Origin of the sequence: Candidatus Microthrix parvicella Bio17-1 (assembly GCF_000299415.1) — a bacterium.
GTDB lineage: Bacteria > Actinomycetota > Acidimicrobiia > Acidimicrobiales > Microtrichaceae > Microthrix > Microthrix parvicella.
This window is the reverse complement of the sequence record NZ_AMPG01000002.1, coordinates 505,072-523,977: the sequence shown is the minus strand read 5'-3', so window position 1 is coordinate 523,977 and position 18,906 is coordinate 505,072. Positions and strand designations below refer to the sequence as shown.

13 protein-coding genes are annotated in these 18,906 nt (G+C 67.4%); 10 read left to right on the top strand and 3 right to left on the bottom strand.

Annotated features, from left to right (window positions below; all coding sequences use genetic code 11):
• Nucleotides 1-65 precede the first annotated feature (65 nt).
• The 6 genes from MPARV_RS0110590 to MPARV_RS25800 all read left to right on the top strand — a co-directional run bounded on the left by MPARV_RS0110590 (nt 66) and on the right by MPARV_RS25800 (nt 12,248).
• Nucleotides 66-1,769: a type 1 periplasmic-binding domain-containing protein gene (locus MPARV_RS0110590; RefSeq protein WP_020378220.1), complete on the top strand. Its 1,704-nt coding sequence runs from the start codon at nt 66-68 to the stop codon at nt 1,767-1,769.
• A 129-nt stretch (nt 1,770-1,898) separates the two neighbouring features.
• Entirely contained in the window at nt 1,899-5,477 is a 3,579-nt protein-coding gene (locus MPARV_RS25565) for a hypothetical protein (protein ID WP_238538855.1), read from the top strand.
• A 92-nt stretch (nt 5,478-5,569) separates the two neighbouring features.
• Nucleotides 5,570-6,295 carry a hypothetical protein gene (locus MPARV_RS0110580; protein ID WP_012223003.1) on the top strand — a complete coding sequence of 242 codons (726 nt, stop codon included), beginning with the start codon at nt 5,570-5,572 and terminating at the stop codon, nt 6,293-6,295.
• Entirely contained in the window at nt 6,292-8,151 is a 1,860-nt protein-coding gene (locus MPARV_RS0110575; RefSeq protein WP_157789554.1) for a hypothetical protein, read from the top strand. Before MPARV_RS0110580 ends, MPARV_RS0110575 begins: the two co-directional genes overlap by 4 nt.
• Nucleotides 8,148-10,844 carry a glycosyltransferase family protein gene (locus tag MPARV_RS0110570; RefSeq protein ID WP_020378216.1) on the top strand — a complete coding sequence of 899 codons (2,697 nt, stop codon included), beginning with the start codon at nt 8,148-8,150 and terminating at the stop codon, nt 10,842-10,844. Before MPARV_RS0110575 ends, MPARV_RS0110570 begins: the two co-directional genes overlap by 4 nt.
• A 48-nt stretch (nt 10,845-10,892) precedes the next feature.
• Nucleotides 10,893-12,248 (top strand): ArnT family glycosyltransferase, encoded by a 1,356-nt coding sequence (locus MPARV_RS25800; protein WP_157789553.1) that lies wholly within the window; start codon nt 10,893-10,895, stop codon nt 12,246-12,248.
• Here the strand turns inward: MPARV_RS25800 and MPARV_RS26055 are convergent.
• The 3 genes from MPARV_RS26055 to MPARV_RS0110550 all read right to left on the bottom strand — a co-directional run bounded on the left by MPARV_RS26055 (nt 12,138) and on the right by MPARV_RS0110550 (nt 14,476).
• Nucleotides 12,138-12,419: a M15 family metallopeptidase gene (locus MPARV_RS26055; RefSeq protein WP_012223013.1), complete on the bottom strand. Its 282-nt coding sequence runs from the start codon at nt 12,417-12,419 to the stop codon at nt 12,138-12,140. The two genes, MPARV_RS25800 and MPARV_RS26055, sit on opposite strands and share 111 nt — an antisense overlap.
• 126 nt (nt 12,420-12,545) lie before the next feature.
• Entirely contained in the window at nt 12,546-13,433 is an 888-nt protein-coding gene (locus tag MPARV_RS0110555) for a PAC2 family protein (protein ID WP_012223015.1), read from the bottom strand.
• Complete coding sequence (locus MPARV_RS0110550; RefSeq protein WP_012223017.1) at nt 13,430-14,476, bottom strand: phosphotransferase family protein; 1,047 nt, start codon at nt 14,474-14,476, stop codon at nt 13,430-13,432. The genes MPARV_RS0110555 and MPARV_RS0110550 overlap by 4 nt, the downstream gene beginning before the upstream one ends.
• A gap of 115 nt (nt 14,477-14,591) precedes the next feature.
• Here MPARV_RS0110550 and MPARV_RS0110545 point away from each other — a divergent pair, with 115 nt between their 5' ends.
• The 4 genes from MPARV_RS0110545 to MPARV_RS0110530 all read left to right on the top strand — a co-directional run bounded on the left by MPARV_RS0110545 (nt 14,592) and on the right by MPARV_RS0110530 (nt 18,897).
• The gene (locus MPARV_RS0110545; protein WP_100221309.1) at nt 14,592-15,299 is read left to right on the top strand and encodes a tetratricopeptide repeat protein; all 708 of its coding nucleotides are present in this window, start codon (nt 14,592-14,594) and stop codon (nt 15,297-15,299) included.
• Between the two features lie 264 nt (nt 15,300-15,563).
• Complete coding sequence (locus tag MPARV_RS22705; protein WP_155852212.1) at nt 15,564-16,199, top strand: M15 family metallopeptidase; 636 nt, start codon at nt 15,564-15,566, stop codon at nt 16,197-16,199.
• A gap of 107 nt (nt 16,200-16,306) precedes the next feature.
• Nucleotides 16,307-17,188, top strand: a complete 882-nt coding sequence (locus tag MPARV_RS0110535; protein WP_051011966.1) for a ComEA family DNA-binding protein — start codon at nt 16,307-16,309, stop codon at nt 17,186-17,188.
• Entirely contained in the window at nt 17,185-18,897 is a 1,713-nt protein-coding gene (locus tag MPARV_RS0110530) for a ComEC/Rec2 family competence protein (RefSeq protein WP_020378210.1), read from the top strand. Before MPARV_RS0110535 ends, MPARV_RS0110530 begins: the two co-directional genes overlap by 4 nt.
• Nucleotides 18,898-18,906: the final 9 nt, after the last annotated feature.

Below are 18,906 nucleotides of genomic sequence, written 5' to 3'. Positions count from 1 at the left end.
GCGGAACGCAGGTACCCAGGACCATCGAAGAACATGGCCCCAGTCCAATTGCCCGGTGGGGTCCGATGGTTGCCATTCTCGCCTCGCTGGCGTTGGTGGCGGCGGTCGTCGTGTTCGTCGACCCCATCGATGGCACACAAGCGGCGCCAACCGTCACCTCGACGGGGGCCGGGGCCAAGGACACCACCGATATCGAGTTGCCGCCCGGCGTCATGACCTACGATCAAGCCAAGGCCAAGGGCACCCTCGATGAGTACGACTTCGGTGATCGCTGCGACCCCGACACGGGCACCCTGGCGCTGCCGTTGGCTCCTCAGCAGAACTGCTTCGCCAAGTTCACCGGCGACAACGGCGGTGAGACCACACCCGGTGTTACCGCGGATGAGATCAAAGTGGTCGCCTATCTCAACCAGCCGGGCGACCCGATCCTCGAGTTCATCTACGGCCAGATCGGTCTGAAGACCAAGCCGGGTGATGCCCAGCGGGCCTATGCCAACTTCAACGAGATCTTTGGCGAGTATTACGAGTTCTACGGCCGCAAGGTCAAGCTCATTCCCTATACCGCGACCGGCAACATCCAGGACTCCGTTTCTGCCACCGCCGATGCCGAAACAATCGCTCGCGACATCAAGCCGTTCGCCGTCATCAACGGACCGCAGTTGTCCAACGCCTTCGCCGACACGATTTCGGCCAACGGCGTGCTCTGTGTGGGCTGCACCTCCACTGGCGACGACTCGTTTTACGCCGACCGTGACCCCACCCAGTGGGGAGTTCAGAAGACGCTCACCCAGAACCTGGTCCTGGTGGCCGAGTACCTGGGAAAGCGGCTCTTCGACCGACCGGCCAAGTGGGCCGGTGGGCCACTCAAAAACAAGCCCCGCAAGATCGCCATGATCGCCGCCGAGGGTGCCGAGGCCGACGACGATCCGGTGAAGCAGTTCATACAGACCCTGGCCGACGACTACGACGCCAAACTGACCAAGATTCAGCGCTACGACGACCCGCTGGCGCTCGGTTCCACGGGGCGGGCGATGCTCAGCCAGTTCAAGTCGGCGGGCGTCACCACGATCGTGTTTGTGGGCGACCCGATTGCGCCTCAGACGCTCACCCGCATCTCCACCGAGCAGGACTACTTCCCCGAGTGGGTGACCAGCGGATCAACCCTGGTGGAGAACAACGTGTTCAGCCGCACCTACGACCAGAAACAGTGGGCGCATGCGTTCGGGCCGACCAGCCTGTTTCCGAGGGTCGCCGGTGGTCTGGGCAGCCCCATTGGATTACACAAGTGGTACTTCGGCATCGACCCGCCCGGCGGTGCTGCCACCCTGCTCGCCGTGCCGAACCTTCAGGTGCTGTTCGGTGCGTTGCAGGGGGCCGGCCCGGATCTGACGCCGGAGCGGTTCCGCGACGTTCTGTTCGCCTCGCCGGTGCTGCCATCGTCGCCGATTGCCCCGCAGGTGAGCTTTGGTAACCGTGGTTTCTTTCCCAACCCTGACTATGTGGCCCTTGATGACATGACCGAGATCTCCTGGGATCCGGCTGTGATGGCGCTCGACGAGGGCGGCGTTGAGGGCAAGGGTGGCTGGCGCTATTCCGACGGCGGCAAGCGTTACCTGCCGGGGGAGTGGCCCGACGACGAACCGCACGTGTTCGATCCCGAAACCGGCGTCACCGGGTTCGACGAGCTTCCTCCGACCGCTCAGGAGATCCCGGCGGACTGGGCGCCGATCGCCGGGCCCCGTAAGGGCAAGACCCTGGGCGGCCAGTGAGCAGACCGTCCCGAGTTCGCCCAGGAGGTCCGTTTTGGGTTGACCGGCCTTCAAGTGGTGGGGGATACTCTCTCGTGTAGCTCGAATGGGGCTGCGCAGCGCCGGTGGCGCCGAATGTTGGAGGCAGATGTGAAGCGATTCGACGGAACCGGGCGGATGCGGCGCAGCCTGATCGCCACCGGACTGGTGGGCGGCATGGCGGTGGCCGGTATGAGTTTCGGTCCACTCGCAGGCACGGCGGGCGCTGCTGCGATCACCGGCATCCCCACCAGCTCCGACTACAGTCCGGTAAACCCAGTGGGTTCGTTCACCTCGCGGTCGGGGACTGTGCCAATCGGCGTGTGCCGGGCGACTGTCGAGGCCCGAGGCGGCAACGGTGCAGCTTCGGCAGACCGCGACACTGGTCGAGGCGGCGACGGAGCGATCATCACGGCGACCTACCGGGTAACCCCCGGAGCGGCCGTCGAGGCTCGACGCCATCCCGGTGGTCCGGCCCAGACCGCTGGAAACGCCGGCGGTGCCGGCGGCGACGCCATCGAGGTGCGCATCGGTGGCAGCTCCAAGGTTTTTGCGGGTGGTGGTGGCGGGGGTGCCAATAACTCCGACGATTTCCCCCCTGGTGAGAACTATGGGCGTGGGGGCAATGCCGGTCTGCTTTCGGCAGCGGGAACAGCCAACGGTCAGGGCGGCACTTCCGGCAATGGCAACGTGCCATCCGGCTCGATCGGCGGCGCCGGCAACATCAGCGAGAGTGGTTCGGGAGGCAACGGCGGCACGGCGGCCGCAGCAGGCGCAGGTGGCGCAGGTAATGATGCCAACGGCTCGCCGGGCAGCGGATCGAACGGTGGACTCGGCGGTCCGGGGCAGGATGACTTCGGGATCATTGGTGATCCCGGCTCCGGAGGTTCCGGTGGAGCCGGTCTGTTCGGCGGTGGCGGTGGCGGACCTGGCGATGACGCACTCGCAAGCCAAACTGCCGTGGGCGGCGGCGGCGGTGCTGGCAGCTCGTCGGTGTCAGCCACCAACCTGGTTACCGGATCGATCCAAGAGGTCGCATCCACTGTCAACTACAACGTTTCCAGCAGCGCCAACCCAGGTTCGATCTCCTCGAACGAGGACAACAACGTCGGTTCCACCATCACGTGGCATCCCTGCGCATATGACCTTGGCATCACCAAGGTGGCCGACAGACTGACCACCTTGCCCGGAGGCGCCGCCTCATGGAAGATTCGGGTGACCAACTACGGCCCGGACAACATGTCGGCCAACACCGCTGCACCCGGGGTGGGAATCCCGGGCAACCGCGACACCACGGTGATCTCCGACGTGTTGCCCGCCGGAGCATCTTTTGGCACCCTGCCCGCCAACTGCCGCTCCGGACCCGGCCCCTCAGCGGTGACCTGCTTCGACATCCCAGGGGTGGTGACCGCTCAGAATCCGAGCGGCAGCTCCTCGAACTTCGTCGAGATCCCGGTCACATTGGCTGTTCCGTCGGGGGCGTTGGCCGGGACGTGTTACACCAACTCGGCATCGATCGACGCTCAGCGTCCTCCGCTTCCCGGCGGCGATGTCCGTCCCAATGATGCCACCGCCAACTCGGTGTGCGTCGTGGCTGACACTGGACTGACCAAGACCTCCTCGTCTGGGACCGTGCAGCGTGGTGGCTCGGTCGACTTCACCCTGACGCTCACGGCGTACAGCCCGCTGCCCAACGGTGCGATCCCCACCATCATCGACACCGGCCTCCAGTCGCTGCCCCCCGGGTACAGCGTGTCGGCAGCCACGATTGCTGGCACTGCAGCGAGTGCCGGTTGTGCCGAAGGGCCCTTGCAGGTGGTGCAGTGCACCGGCTCGATGGCCACCGGTCAGACGGTGACCATCAAGTACACGCTCAGCGTGCCCTGTACTGCGCTGTTCGGTACCACGTTCTTTAACGGCGCATCGGCACAGGACGGCATCCTGACCGGCGCCGAAAACGCTGACGAGGCCGGCGCGACCGTAGCCGTCGTCGACAATCCGTCCTGCCCGCCCGTCGGCGTAACAGGCCCGACGGGTGCCACTGGTCCTTCGGGTGCCACTGGTCCTTCGGGTGCCACTGGTCCTTCGGGTGCCACTGGTCCTTCGGGTGCCACTGGTCCTTCGGGCGATACCGGCCCGACTGGTCCGACCGGTGCCACTGGTCCTTCGGGTGCCACTGGTCCTTCGGGTGCCACTGGTCCTTCGGGTGCCACTGGTCCTTCGGGTGAGACCGGTCCGACTGGTCCGACCGGCGTGAGTGGTCCTTCGGGTGAGACCGGTCCGACTGGCCCGACCGGTGCGAGTGGTCCTTCGGGTGATACCGGTCCGACTGGTCCGACCGGTGCGAGTGGTCCTTCGGGTGATACCGGTCCGACTGGTCCGACCGGTGCGAGTGGTCCTTCGGGTGATACCGGCCCGACTGGTCCGACCGGTGCGAGTGGTCCTTCGGGTGATACCGGCCCGACTGGTCCGACCGGTGCGAGTGGTCCTTCGGGTGATACCGGCCCGACTGGTCCGACCGGTGCGAGTGGTCCTTCGGGTGATACCGGCCCGACTGGTCCGACCGGTGTGAGTGGTCCTTCGGGCGAGACCGGCCCCACCGGCCCGACCGGCGTGAGTGGTCCTTCGGGCGAGACCGGCCCCACCGGCCCGACTGGAGCGACTGGTCCTTCGGGTGAGACCGGCCCCACCGGTCCGACTGGAGCGAGTGGTCCTTCGGGTGAGACCGGCCCGACTGGTCCGACCGGAGCGAGTGGTCCTTCGGGCGAGACCGGCCCCACCGGCCCGACTGGAGCGACTGGTCCGTCCGGTGAGACCGGACCTACTGGTGAGACCGGCCCCACTGGCGACACAGGGCCTTCGGGTGAGACAGGGCCTTCGGGCGAAACCGGCCCAAGCGGTGAGACCGGCCCAAGCGGTGAGACCGGCCCAAGCGGTGAGACCGGCCCCACCGGTCCGACTGGCGATCTCGATCCCAGCGGTCCAACCGGCAGCACCGGCCCGGGCGCCCTGCCAGACATCGCTGATCAGACCGATGAGAACGGCAACGGCGTCCCCGATGCGGTTGAGGCCTACGTGCTTGCCAACGGAGCCGATTTCGTTCAGTGCACCAATTTCGGTCCGATCACCGTCGGCGGCAGCGGCCCGTTTGTTATCGATGACCAGTTCGCCAACGGGACGATCGCTCAGGTGTTCCTCTTCTCGACACCGGTCAAGGTTTACCAAGGCACCGTGTCGAGTGATCGTGTGGTGACAGTCACTGTTCCTTCCACCGTCGAGCCGGGGAAGCACGCAGCGGTCCAATACGGACTGAACGCAGCGGGCGAGACCGTCAGTGTCGGGTGCAATGCCGACGTGACGAGTGATTCCGATGCGGATGGCCCTGACAGCGGTCCCGACTCCAAGCCGGACACACCTGTGACCACGAGCCCAGGTGCAAACCCGGGGGGCGTGACTGTGCCAGGCGGGACCAAGCCAGGCGGAACCAAGGCAGGCGGGACTGCGCCGAATACGGTTGCGTCAGCCAGGACGGGCACTGCGACCGTGGCCGGGGTCAACCAAAGCCCCGCATCTGGCCCTCTCGCTCGCACCGGAGCCAACACCGGCGTCTTCTTCCTCGTGGCGTTGCTGTCGATTGGTCTGGGCGGAACGATTCTGGTGCTGGGTCGCCGTCGCTCCGTTCGCAACTGAGCGACGACATCAAATTGCCTTCGGCTGAGCGGCCCCCAATCTGGGGGCCGCGTTGGGCGCAGAGAAGCGTGGCGGCCGGGTGCATTGTCGCCATGTCGGTGCTGGGCTTCACGACGACTGCTGCCGGTGCAGCACCCTTGCAGGGCGGCATCCCCGCCTGCCTTGAGTTGCCCACCATGACGGCGTCAGAGGACTGTCCTTCCATCGAGGTGTTGCTCACCGGAGCCGCCGATGCGGAGAGCCTCACCTTCAAGGTTGAGAATCGTTCTGGTGAGGCATGGAACGGCAGCCCAATCGGGATGGAACTTGTGGCCGACGGTTTGACTGCGTCTGAGCCGGAGGGCAGTGTCGAAGGTGGTCCCGCTGATTCCCAGTGGATTACCCGTGGTGGCATCCTGGTGGTTCGTTGTACCTTCCCAGAACCGGTCCAGGCCCTGCCGCCGGACGCCGAAACCAGCTGCCGTCTGCCCCGCTTGGGATTGGGCGATGGCACCTACACCGCATGGATCACCGGCGCGATCGGCGGTCAGTTGGTGGGAGCCTCTTTGGGCTCGGTTTCCACGGCTGATGGGGTGGTTCCGGTGGCCCGGCCGGTCTCGGTGGAGTTCGATCTGACCGGTGACGAGATCGACATCAAGAAGGCCGAAGAACCGGCTCCACCGGTTGATGCCGGGGAGGCTGCCGAGCCGTCGGATGAGGCCTCGTCGTCGGGCGGAGCCGCCACGTGGATGCTGGCCGGAATCGTTGTTCTGGCGTTGCTTGTGGCGGCCGGGCTGGTGCTTTGGCGGCGACGTTCGGGCGGGTCCAACCCGGCGTGAGCGCCGCGCCCGGGCGGGATGCGGCCAGGAGGCGTCTAGGCGACCTCGGGCTGGTGGCGGTGTTGATTTCGCCGGCGTTGTGGGTGGTCACTCAAAGCTGGTTCTACTACGACGACTTCTACCATCTGCAGGTGGTGGATCGATCGCCGTTCGGTTGGGACGCGCTGACCCGTAACATCTTCGGTCACGTCATGCCCGGCTTGGTGGTGGCCTTTGAGGCGGTGTCCTTGGCGGGCACCGCGTCGTGGCTGGTCGCCGCTTTCCTGATGATCGGGGGCTTCGCTGCATGCTTGGCGCTCACTGTGGCCGTTGGGCGCCGCCTGGGGCTCGCACGGCCCATTCCCGAACTGGCGGCCGTCGCCGTGGCGGTCAATGGGTCGTGGCCGTCAACCCTGTCGTGGTTTTCGGCATCGATCAACGTTCTTGGCTCCACCCTGGGTTCACTGGGTGCCGTCTGGTTTCTTTTGGCGTCCATCCGTCGGCCGGGGTGGCCTGCGGCGGTTGGGGTGGGGGCCTCAGTGGCTTTGGCGCTCTCCGCGTTCGAGGCCTCGGTGCTGACCGTGCCGCTTCTGGTGGCCATCGTGGTTTTTGTGGCGCTCGCCCAGGGAGGTTCGGTGGGGTCGGCGCTGCGGCGTCAGTGGCGTGTGGGTGTGGCGCTCGGCGCAGTGTTGGGCGGAGCGGCGGTGGTGTGGATCGCCGCTGGGCTGTCGGGTTCCGACGGAGGAGTTGCCCTCCCCACGGCTGCGTGGGTGGGCGTGCGCGGCGTGCTCGACGGCGCCGTTCCGGCTCAGGTGGGGATTCGGCCCCCGGAGGCGGGATGGTCGGGCGCCGGCTGGTTGCTGGTGGCCGCGTCGGTGCTCGTGCTCGCCGGTGCCACCTGGTGGTGGGCCCGCAGGGTTGGGCGACACTGGTGGGTGTTGGCAGGTCCGGTGCTTGCTGTCGGGCTCCTTCGGGGCACTGCGCTGGGAGCTTCGCGATTCGACGAGTTGGGCTGGCAGATCAGCACGGTGAACCGCCAGGTGGCGATCGGTGCCTGGATGGTGCCGGTCATTGCGATGGTGGGGCTGGCCTGGGGACGGTCTGGGAGCGGTGCGACACCAGTCGAGGGGACACCGAACTTGCGGGACCTGGCCACTGCTCGCGGCCGGCTCGTCGCACTCAGCGCCATCGCAATCGGCCTGATGCTGGCATCGATCCCGGCAGCGTGGGCCGAGGGCCCGGCGTTTCGTTCGCGGGAGTATCGGGATCGTTTCGTGTCCAGCCTGAACCGCCAGGCCACATCCAACCGGGGGGACGTGACCGTGGCCGACACGACCGTTCCTCACGTTGTGATTGGGCCCCAGTTCGGTTCGGGCACCCACCTCTCGGTGACGCTTGGGCTCGCTGGGGTGACGGCGTCGTGGAACCAGCCCGGTGTCGACCTGCTGCTTGCCGACGACACCGGACGCCTTGGCCCGGCGACGTGGGGTCGTTACACCAGCGGCGACCTTTCCAACATCTTCGTTTCAACGGGATCCGGGACCGTGGAGGCCTCGCCGGGTGGGGGGACGTGCGTACGGGCGGGCCCCGACGGGACACTGGCGTGGATCCCGCTCAACCGCCGGCTGACACCCGCCGAGTGGACCTTGCGCCTGGATCTGGTCGATGCGGTTGACCCGGCACCGAGGTTGGCCGTTGCCGGAGTGGAGGCCCCGCGCTACATCGCCGATGAGGTGATCGACCGCTGGCCGGACGGTGAAGTACTGATCACCGGCGAGCCCTTTACCGCCGATCGCGTCGGCCTGGCGTTGGCGCCCGGGTCCAGCGTGTGCCTGCGCTCGCTGCACCTCGAACTCGCCGAGGCCACCGACGGATGAACGTCCGCCACGCCATCCGCACCTGGATACACGGCTGGGGCCGGGGCAACCTGCTGCTGATCGCCGCCACGGTCACGGCCAACGGCTGGGCCACTCGGGCGCTGTTGCAGCGGGTGAGCTACCCCAACGACGCGGGCTTTCACGAGGCGATGGTCGATTGGGCGTCGAGCCGCATTGGCGCCGGGCACCTGCCCCTCGACGGTTGGTTCAACCGTCTCAGCTCGGGCCTCGCCCAGTTTCATCACTATCAGAGCCTGCCCCATTCGTTGACCGGGTTGCTCGGCTGGGCGGTCGGCGCGGAGTCGGCGTTTGTGTGGACCAACTGGGCGCTCTGGACCACGTGGCCGATCGCGGTGGCGGTCGCGGCCCGTGCTTTTGGGCTGCGGCCCCGCGCCGCGGCGTTGGCGGCGGTGTGCTCGCCGCTGCTGGTGTCGGCCACCGGCTACGGCTTCGAGCTGTTCAGCTATTCGTGGCTGGGCAACGGCCTGTGGTCGCAGCTGTGGGGCATGTGGGTGGCGCCACTCGCGCTGGCGTGGTCGGCCCGGGCCGTCGCCGAGGGGCGACGCTTTGGCCGTGCGGGAGCGGCGGTGGCCCTCACCGTGGCGTGCCATCTCCCCACGGCCTGGTTTGTGCTGTTGTGCCTGGGGCTGTGGCCGTTGGTGCGGCCGTCGCAGTGGCGGGAGCGACTGCCTCGCACCGCACTGCTGGCGGTTGGTTCGTTGGCGATGTCGGCCTGGGTGCTCGTGCCCCTGCTGACCGACCAGTGGGCCACCAACGACTCTGCCTTCGATGCCGGCGGCGACTTTCCGGACTCCTTTGGTTGGCGAAAAGTGGGCGGGTGGCTGCTGCACGGCGACCTGACCGATCGGGGTCGCCTGCCGGTGATCGCGTTGCTCGGTTCGGCCGGCCTGGTGCTGGCCCTGCTGCGTTGGCGACGCCCACCGATTCGATGGGCCCGGGAGTTGCCCGCCATGTTGCTGCTGGGCTCCGTGTTGTTCGTTGGCCGAAATCCATTTGCTCCGATCATCGACCTGCTGCCCGGTGCCAATCAGGTGTTCCTGCACCGCTACCACGTGGCCATCCAGTTGGTGCTGGTGCTGTTGGCGGGAGCGGCCCTCGACCGGCTTGGAACGGCCATCTTCGACACCGCCCGCCGCCACACCGCGGTGGCCCCGAGGTTCGGGCCGGAAACCCGCCATTGGGCGGTCGTGCGCAGCGTCGGGGCCGCGGCACTGGCGCTGGTGATCCTCACGCCTGCAATGCGTGAGCGGGTGCGGTTCGCCGGAGAGGACGCTTCGTGGATTGCCCAACAGGCTGAGGCGGACCGATCTCGGGGGTCTGCACTTGAGGACCTGCTCGGGTACGTGACGAAGCGGGGGCCCGGCAAGGTGTACGCCGGACGGATCAACAACTGGGGTGACGAGTTTCTTGTGGGACGGGCTCCGGTGCCGGTGGTCCTCGCCTACTACCCGGTGTCTTCGATCGGTTTCAATCTGCGCATCGCCTCGCTGAGCGCCGATGTGGAGACCTACCTTGACGACACCAATGCGGCCGACCTGCGTCGTTTCGGAATTCGTTGGGTGATCCAGCCGGCGCAGCGGGCACGGCCCATCGGCACCCACCTGGTTGCTCTTGAGGACGGGTTGGCGCTCTATGAGGTGCCCGACTCGGGCTGGGTGTCGGTGGTAGACACGGTCGGTGAACCGCTGAACACCTCACGAGCCGAGCTGGGTGAGGCGGCCCGGACTGAGCTGGCACTGGATCGTCCCCCGTGGCAGGCACGCGTGGTGAACCTGGAGGGACGAACCCCGGCAACGCCGACCGCACCCGATGACTCATCGCTCGAGGCGTCGCTGGAGGGACCACCAGGGTCGGTTCTGGCATCGACGATCGACCTCGACGGTGGGCGCTTTGAAGCCGAGGTCGAGATGGACCGTGGCGGGGTGGTGACGGCGGCCACCAACTTCCATCCACGTTGGGAGGCCCGGGTCGACGGTGAGGTGGTGCCGACCCAGATGGTGACCCCGTCGTTCCTGGGCGTGGCCGTGCCCGAGGGCCGTCACCGGGTGGAGTTCGTGTACCGCGCCTATCCTCTCTACTGGTGGTGGCTCCTCGTCGCCGCGATAGCGCTGGCCGCCCTGTACTGGTGGCCCCGGCGGCGTGGCACAGGGCCTTCACACGTCCGGCCCGCCGTCGTGGCGTCTGCGCTGGCCGTGGGGTCGTTGGGGCTGGCCGGCTGTGCCGGCGGTCCGGGGCATCGGGTGGCGCGGGCGCCGGTTGCCCGCACGACCCAGAGGAGCCTGAGCGAGGCCACCCGGTCCACGCTGATGACGGGGTTCGATCTGAATGACACGCTGGGGTCATTGCTTGCTGCGGACCGCCCGACCGTGCTGCTGGTCACCCGGCAGGGATGCGCGTCGTGCGAGGCGGCGCTGTTGTCGTTGCGTGAGCGGGCGTTCGACGCCCCGAACTACTCGCTGCTGCTCGTCGGTGTGCCCCGGCTTGATTCTGACCTCGCCGACGCGGCGATTGCTGCCGGAGTGTCGGTGTATGCGACGTCGTCCATCGACGAGTTGCTTGCAACCGGCGACGAGGCCGTGGTTGTGGCGCTGACCCCGGATGGTGGGGTGCTCGGTACCTGGCCGCTCGATGAGTTCGACCACGACGACTTGGCATCCGCGTTGGCCGACTGATGGTCCAGTCGCAGGCCAACCTGTAAGGGCGGGTCTACGATGTCCGGCGTGACGACGAACGTGCGTGGGTGGGGGAGCCCTCGACGGTGGGCGCTGAGCCTGACGCTGATCTCGACCGTGGCGGTTGCGGTTCGGGTGGGCTACGTGGTGTGGGTGCTCGGACCGGTGCAATCGGGACTGGATGCCATCTGGTACCAGTTGCAGGGCGGTTCGATCCTGGCGGGGACTGGATTTGTGGTGCCGACGTCGCTGTTCGAGGGGAACCTGACGTCGACGGCGGCATTCCCGCCTGCGTATCCGGCCTATCAGGCGGTCTGGCAGTGGGCGGTTGGCCCCGGTGCGATGTCAGTCCGCGTGGCCGGGGTGGTACCGGGTGTCATCACGGTGGTACTGGTTGCCCTGCTGGGACGAGCGCTCGCTGACGCACGGGTCGGACTGCTCGCAGCAGCAGCGGTGGCGCTGAGCCCGACGCTCATCGCCGCCGACTCCTCGACGATGAGCGAGAACCTCACGGTACCCCTGGTGTTGGCGGCGCTGGTGCTGGCGCATCGGGTGCTCACCCAGGGGGTCGGCTGGCCGTCGGTGATCGCCCTCGGAGCCGTGTGCGGCGTGGCCGTTCTGACCCGTCAGGACCTGGCACTGATGGTGGTGCTCGTCGCGTTGCCGGCGGTGCTGGCGAGCGTTGGCACGGGATTGCGAACCAGGCTGTTGGCGACGTCGCTGCTGGTGCTGGTGGTGGCGTCGGTTGTGGGGCCATGGATGTGGCGCAACCATCGGAAGGTCGGAACCTACGCCGTGTCAACCATCTCGCCGAGCAGCGCGTTGGCTGGGTCGAACTGCGATGCCACCTACGGTGGACCCGACCTGGGCAGTTGGAGCTTCCCGTGCGTCGTGGACGCGACGCCCACCGGAGGGGAGGCGGAGGTGGAGGTGGCCGACGCCCAACGGGCGCAAGCCGTCGAGTACGTCCGAAGGCACCTGACCGACGTGCCGCTGGTCCTGGGGGCACGCGAGGCCCGGGTGTGGGGGCTCTGGGATCCGCGAGACCTGGCCCGCCGCGACGCGGATGAGACCCGACGCTACGGGTGGCAGCTGGCAAGCCGCCCGCTTGACGCTGTGTTGGCCGTCGCCGGGGTCGTCGGCCTGGCGCAACTTGGTCGGAGGCGGTCGTGGGGCTGGGAGTGGCTCGTCGTGTCGGCACCGTTGGTCATCGTGTGCGTGAGCGCTGCGGCAAGCTACGGCAACCCGAGGTTCAACGTGACGGCCCTTCCGGTGTTGTCGATCGGCATGGCGTCACTCCTGATGAGCATGATCGACGCAAGGCGCCCAGCGGCCGTTGACCGAGAAGTGTTGGTAGTCCACCGGGCCGGGCCAGATCCCGCCCCACTGCCACCCGGTTTGTGAGAAGGCCTCGACGACGTTGTCGCCATGGGAGATCACCGCCGTGTGGCTCGGGACGCGGTCGAGGTACCGCTCGCTCGCCGGGGGCGAGGTCATGCCCGAGATGCTGACGCAGGGGTTCTCCAGCGGGCTCAGGTCGAGCGGCGTCCCGTAGGAATGGGGCGCCGGTGCCACCAAACCGATGAATCGGGATGATCGATCTGATGGGGTGGTTGTTCTCGAACAGCTCCTCGAACACGTCGGCGAGTTGGTCCGCAACGTCGTGATGGACGATCAGGGTGCCATTGGTGAGGAGTTTGCTCAGCTTTCGGGACCCTGGTCCCGCAGAAACTCCTGAAACTCGGCGGCCAACTCCTCGCCGGACGGGAGGTTGCCGTCGGGGGACGTGAACGCCGCGTCGGCGCTCTGGCCCTGGTCCCAGGCCTCCTCCAGCTGCTCCACCAGTGGCTGATGCTCCGGGTTGGACTCCAACAGCGAATCGAGCCGCAGCCGGCCGGCCTTGACCTCGCTCTCCATCGGGTCAAGGTTGAAGCTCAGGCCGGTGTGGTGCATGACCCCTTGCACCAATGCCTTGGCTGCGGCGGGGGAGGGCAGGTTGGACGCGTAGTGAGGCACCTGCGCCCACAGGCCGAAAGCGGGGATGCCTGCGGCGTTGAATTCCTCGTCAAGTGCGGCGAAAACGCCGGCGGGGACCTCGAGGGTGCCTCGCTGAAATCCGGTGAGGCTGTCGGAAACCTCCTGGGACGCGGTGGTGATGCTCAGTCGGCTGGACCGGGTGTGAGGTACCGGTGCCGGGTAGGCACCCAGGCCGATGACCCGTTTCACGTCAAAGCTCAGGGCCAGCTCCACGGTTGCGCCCACGAAGGTTCGCCACAGCCGGTCGGGTTCTGCGCCGGTCAGGAACAGCACGTCGTTGCCGGCGGCGTCGGTGCCGCCACTCAGTTCAATCGCCGGCCACTCCAGGTCGGTGATGACGCCCTCCAACAGGTGCATGGTGGGGCGACGTGCCCGGTAGTCCAGCAACTCATCGGTGGAGTAGCTGGCGAGCGTGGCAACGCCCGCCTGATCGGCCATGGCCTCGGCGGCCGTATCGGCGGCGCCGCCCGCATCGATCCACCCGTCGAGAGCGATGATCAGCGTCGGCTCGGCCAACTCGGGTCGGAGGTGAATGTCCACCAGTTCGCTCATGTGTCGTGCTCCAATGCGTCGTAAGCCAGCTCCACGATGCCCTCGATCATGGTTCGAAAACCCTCGGCTCCCTGGCGACCGGCATCGCCCATGGCGCCGCCTGAGTAGCGGGCGTACACCCCGGCGATGATGCAGCCGAGCTTCCAGTAGCCGAATGCCACGTAATAGTCGATGCCGGACAGGTCGAGGTCGGACAGCTTCTTGTAGGCGTTCAGCAGGTCCGCCCGCCGGGGGAATCCGGGCAGCGACACCGTGGCAAGCTGGGGCATGGCTGCGGCGTCGCCCGAATCGGGCCAGTAACACATCAGCATGCCGAGATCGGCCAGCGGGTCGCCCAACGTGCAGATTTCCCAATCCAGCACTGCAACCACCGAACCGTCGGAGCCCAGCATGGTGTTGTCCAAGCGGTAGTCACCGTGCACGATCGAGCTGCGCTGTTGGGGCGGAACCGACTGAGCCAGCAGGTCGTGCAATGTGCCCAGGTCGGGCAGCGTTCCTTCGTCCACCTGCGTGCAGCTCTGCTCGTACTGGCGATTCCAGCGTTTGAGTTGGCGCGTCAGGTAGTCCTCTTTGCGCCCGAGGTCGCCCAGGCCAACCGCGTCGATGTCGACGGTGTGGATGGTGTGCAAGACCTCGATGAGGGAGCTGCCGGCGCGGGCTCGCTGCTCGGGTGTCAGGTCCGAAGCGATGCTCTCGTCTCGCACCACCACGCCGTCGACAAAGTCCATGACGTAGAACGGCGCGTCGTTGATGGATTCGTCGGTGCAGAGGCCGACCACCGAAGGCACCGGCACGTCGGTCGGCCCAAGCGCCGAAATGATCGTGTGCTCACGCGCCATGTCATGGGCGGTGGCCAGCACCTGCCCCAACGGCGGACGGCGCAGCACCCAGTGCCCGCCGGCCGTGTCGGTCACCGAGTACGTCAGGTTGGAGTGGCCGCCCGCGATCAACGTGTAGGTCAGTGGCGGGGCCAGGGTGTCGATGTGCTCGGCCATCCACGCCCCGACGGCGTCGGCGTTGATGCCTTCTGGTAGGTCGCTCACCGTCTTCTCCCGTGGTCCTCTCCCGCTTCGGCCACGCTATCGCCTCTGGGTGATCGGAGATTGCTGGGCCCGTATGATGTGGGTTCCAACCACTCCCACCTCCGAGGTTCACCCCATGGTCGACGTCACCGATGCCACCTTCGAAACCGAGGTGCTGGCACGCTCCGAACAGCTTCCGGTGGTGGTCGACCTGTGGGCTCCGTGGTGTGGGCCGTGCAAGACCCTGGGTCCGATTCTAGAAAAGGTCGTTGCCGACGTTGGCGGGAAGGTGGCCTTGGCCAAGATCAACGTCGACGAAAACCCGCAGGCATCGCAGGTTTTTCGGGTGCAGTCGATCCCGGCGGTCTTCGGGTTGGTGGACCGCCAGGTGGTCGACAACTTCCTGGGCGCACAACCGGAGGCCAAGGTGGCGGAGTTTGTGCGGGGGCTGCTGCCTGCGGACGAGAGCGAGCGACTCGATGAACTGGTCGGCTTCGGCGACGAAGGGTCGCTACGTGCCGCGCTCGCCATTGACGCCTCCCACGAGGGTGCGCGTGTGGCGTTGGCCAAGGTGTTGGTCGGCGACGGCCGCACCGAGGAGGCGCTCGCCCTCGTCGAGGGGCTCTCCGAGGGCGATCTGGAGGTTCGACATGTGCGCGCCCTGGCCGCCTCGGGTGGGTTGATCCCCGTCGGTGGGGTCACCACCGAGTTGGCGTCTCTTCTCGACCGCGTCAAGGGTGACGACGACGCCCGTACCCGATTTTTGGAGCTGCTGGAGTTGTTGGACCCGGACGACCCGGCTACGTCGGAGTGGCGCCGCAAGTTGACCGCACGGTTGTTTTAAGCCTCCGCAGGGAGACCTCACGGTTGTTCAATGGGCCCCGCTAACATGTGAATTATGTTTGTCAATACGGGACGCGCTCGGCGCTTCATCGGCGGGTTGGTGGCCCTGTGTGTAGGGGGCGCGCTCTTGGGAGCATGTGGTGGCAAGCCCGCACCGAGACCAGTTCGGCCCTCGAGGCCGGCGCCCGCATACCTTCCTGCCCCAAAATCGGCGAAGGGGTACGAGGTTTCCTGGCGGGCGCCCAGCCAGAATGAGGTCACCCGGTTGGGTCCGGTCTACGCACCGTCCCACCAGTGCCCGGTGCCGATCGGGCGGTTGGTGGTGCTCGAGCCGACGTTCTTGGACCTGAACGGCGCGCCGAGGCGTGGCACCATCCTCGTGGCCCGGGCCAAGGCAGAGACGCTGGGCCGTGCGTTTGGTGAGCTGTACTCAGCCGGATTCAGAATTGAACGGATGGATATTTGGGCCGCATGGTGGGCCCGGCTTGATCCGGCGGCAGGAGAACTCGTGAACAACACGGTTGGGTTTTCGTGTCGCAAATTGCAGAGCGGTAGCTGGTCGCGTCACTCATTCGGGGAGGCGATCGACATCAACCCCGTGATCAATCCCTACTCGCACAGGAAGTACGTCTTTCCAAAACACCCCACCATCGATTACACGCAGCGTCGCACCAGAGGTAAGGCCAGAGTCGGTGAGGTCGCACCCTACGGTCCGGTCACCTCCGCGTTCTGGCGGCTGCGATGGAACTGGGGTGGGGATTGGTTGACCACCAAGGACTGGATGCACTTCTCCGCGCCCAATGCCACGGGAGTCGAACTGATCGAGCATGATGAGCACGACGAAGTGGGTCAACCCGAATGGCAGCCGAAACGTCAGGTGGGGGCGGTGTCCGCCGGATAGGTGCGAGGCGGCTCCGGGGCGCCCTCCCCGGGGCGCCCTCCCCGGTGAGGGGTCCCCGGTGAGCGATCCCCAGTGCCAACAAGGGATTCGGTTTCTACCGTTGGCCTATGGACGATCCCTTTGACGCGCTGTCTCCCCGCGAAAAGCGCTCGCGCCCGGGTGGCGCTGCATCTGAGCTGATTGGAGACCTTCGCGCCCGATTGCGACCCCGCGGTGACCCGCTTGAGGATCCGGGTCAACAGAGGAGTGGGCCCATCGCCATGGGGCTGGTGGCCATCGGCGTCGTGGCGCTGCTCGGGCTTGGCGCCTGGTGGATGTCGCAGGGACGCGCGCAACCTGTCGATTTGCCGAGAGCAGCGGTGAAGTCGGCAGCGGCACCATCGGTGCCAACTCCGGCCGGACAGGCTGTGCCGGCTGAACAGGCTGTGCCGGCCGGACAGGCTGTGCCGGCAGTTACGACGATGCCAAGCGGATCGTCGGTACCGCAGGAGGTGGTGGTGCACGTCGCCGGGCAGGTGCTCCACCCCGGCCTCTACACCGTGAACGTCGGCGGTCGCCTGGCTGATGCGGTTGCAGCTGCCGGTGGCGCCACACCCCAGGCTGACCTCGATCGTGTGAATCTGGCCGAGCCATTGGCCGATGGCTCACGCGCGTACATCCCGGCCCTCGGTCAGGCTGAGGCCCCGGGAACGATGCCTCAGGATGCGTTGGGGCCGGGTCTGGGCTCCTCGCAGGGTTCGGTGCCGGAGTCCACGGGAACGAACGAGGCCGACACGGGCAATTCGGCAACGCCAGGAGGGCTGGTCAACCTCAACACCGCCGATGAGGCCGCGCTGGAGGAGCTTCCCGGCGTCGGCCCGGTGACCGCTGAGGCGATTGTGGCGCACCGAAGCGAGGTGGGGCCGTTCACCCAGGTGGAGGACCTGCTGGAGGTGCGTGGTATCGGCGACGCAAAGCTGGAGGGTATGGCCGACCTGGTCACGGTGTGAACCTGGCCCCGGCCAAGGTTGCGGTCGGGGCCTTGCTGGGCGCCGTGGCCGGGCCGGTCGTGTACGCCAGGTTGGGTCCGATGGCGACCCGGGCTGCCTTGCTCGCCCTGTTGCTGGGCTCTGGAGGGCTGGTGTGGGCCTGGCTGGGCCGCTCGGCCGCAGGTGTGGCGACTGCCTTGATGGTGGTGGTCGTGGGGCTGTCCCTTCGGGCGCTGGCGCCGCTGGACACCCTCGACCCTGGACCGGTCAGCGGAGTGGTGGTGTTGCGCGGCGATCCTGAGGTGAGCTTTGGCGGTATCGAGGTGGTTGTCGCCGATGGCGACCGACGTTTGCTTGCCTCAATCGATGGGCCGTCGGCCGGAGAGGTGGCCGCCTTGCAGCTGGGCGACTCGATGCGGGTGACCGGACGGACACGGCGATTCCGTGAGTCAACGGGATGGCACAGGTCCCGCCATCTCGCGGGCGAGCTTCAGGTGGATTGGGTGGGGGATATACGGGTGGGTCGTGGCGCCGTTGCGGTTGCGGCCGGGGTGCGGGAGCGCATCCGGACGTCGGTGGCTCCGCTTGATCCTGACGCCAGGGCCCTGGTGCTGGGCGCAGCGCTGGGCGACGATCGCACTCAGTCCGCTGCGCAACGAGACCGCTTTTTGCGGTCCGGGCTGACCCACCTGCTGGTGGTGTCGGGACAGAACGTGGCGCTCATGTTGGTGTTGTGCGCCCCGCTGATCACGAGGGTGCCGGTGGGGCGCCGTTGGATGATGGTGACGGCCGTGGTGGGCTGGTTCGTCGTGCTGGTGCGCCCCGACCCGTCGGTGTTGCGGGCGGGCGCGGCGGCCTTGGTGGCGGCCGTCGCAGCCCGACGTGGTCACCTGGTGGATGCGTCCACGGTGCTGGCGGGCGCCCTGACCGCAGTGGTGCTGGTGGACCCGTTGGTGGTCGGCTCCCTGGGATTCTGGCTGTCTGCGGCGGCCACGTTGGGCCTGGTGGTGGGTTTGGGCGATCGGCGCGGCAGCGACGTAAACCCGGTGGCTGTCGCACGGGCCACGTTGGCGGCGCAGGTCGGGGTGGCGCCGGTGTTGGCCGCTGCGGGCCTGGCGGTGCCGCTGGCCTCGTTTCCGGCCAACATCCTCGCCGGTGCACCCGCCGGATTCTTGACGCTGTGGGGCATGACCATCGGGTTGGTGGCCGGGACGCTGCCCGGTCCGGTGGCAACGGCCGCCCGGCTGCCCGTGGCGATGGCTGCCTGGTGGGTCGACGGGGTGGCCCGGTCGGCGGCCTTGCTGCCGCTGGGTCGGGTGACGCCCACAGAGACCTACGCGTTGATGGCCCTGGGCTTGGCGACCTGGATGGTTTGGGGCCATTGGGAGGGGCGCTCCCGAGCCGTCGTGGCATCAAAAGTGCTGTGGGCACCACTGGTGGTGGCGGCCCTTTGGGCCGGGCGGCCGATTGCACCCACAAGCGGCGCGGTCCCCGGGGGTTGCCTGTTGGTGGACGAGCGGGGCACCGTCCTGGTGCTCGAGCGGGCGCCTCCGTCGGATCGCCGTCTGTTGGCGGCGCTGGCGGATGTGGAGGTGCGCCGGATCGACGTGCTGGCCGTGACCCCGGGTGGGCTCCGCCTGGCCGCCACGGTGGTACAGGTTCGTGACGCATTGCCCGTGGGTGTCGTCACCGACCGCGCTGTGACACCCGGCTGTGAGGTGCTGTCATGAGGCAGGATC

Coding starts and splice junctions, on each gene's coding strand:
- MPARV_RS0110590 (WP_020378220.1), top strand. CDS start 66: ATGGTTGCCATTCTCGCCTCGCTGGCGTTGGTGGCGGCGGTCGTCGTG.
- MPARV_RS0110580 (WP_012223003.1), top strand. CDS start 5,570: ATGTCGGTGCTGGGCTTCACGACGACTGCTGCCGGTGCAGCACCCTTG.
- MPARV_RS0110570 (WP_020378216.1), top strand. CDS start 8,148: ATGAACGTCCGCCACGCCATCCGCACCTGGATACACGGCTGGGGCCGG.
- MPARV_RS0110555 (WP_012223015.1), bottom strand. CDS start 13,433: ATGAGCGAACTGGTGGACATTCACCTCCGACCCGAGTTGGCCGAGCCG.
- MPARV_RS0110545 (WP_100221309.1), top strand. CDS start 14,592: ATGGTCGACGTCACCGATGCCACCTTCGAAACCGAGGTGCTGGCACGC.
- MPARV_RS0110535 (WP_051011966.1), top strand. CDS start 16,307: ATGGACGATCCCTTTGACGCGCTGTCTCCCCGCGAAAAGCGCTCGCGC.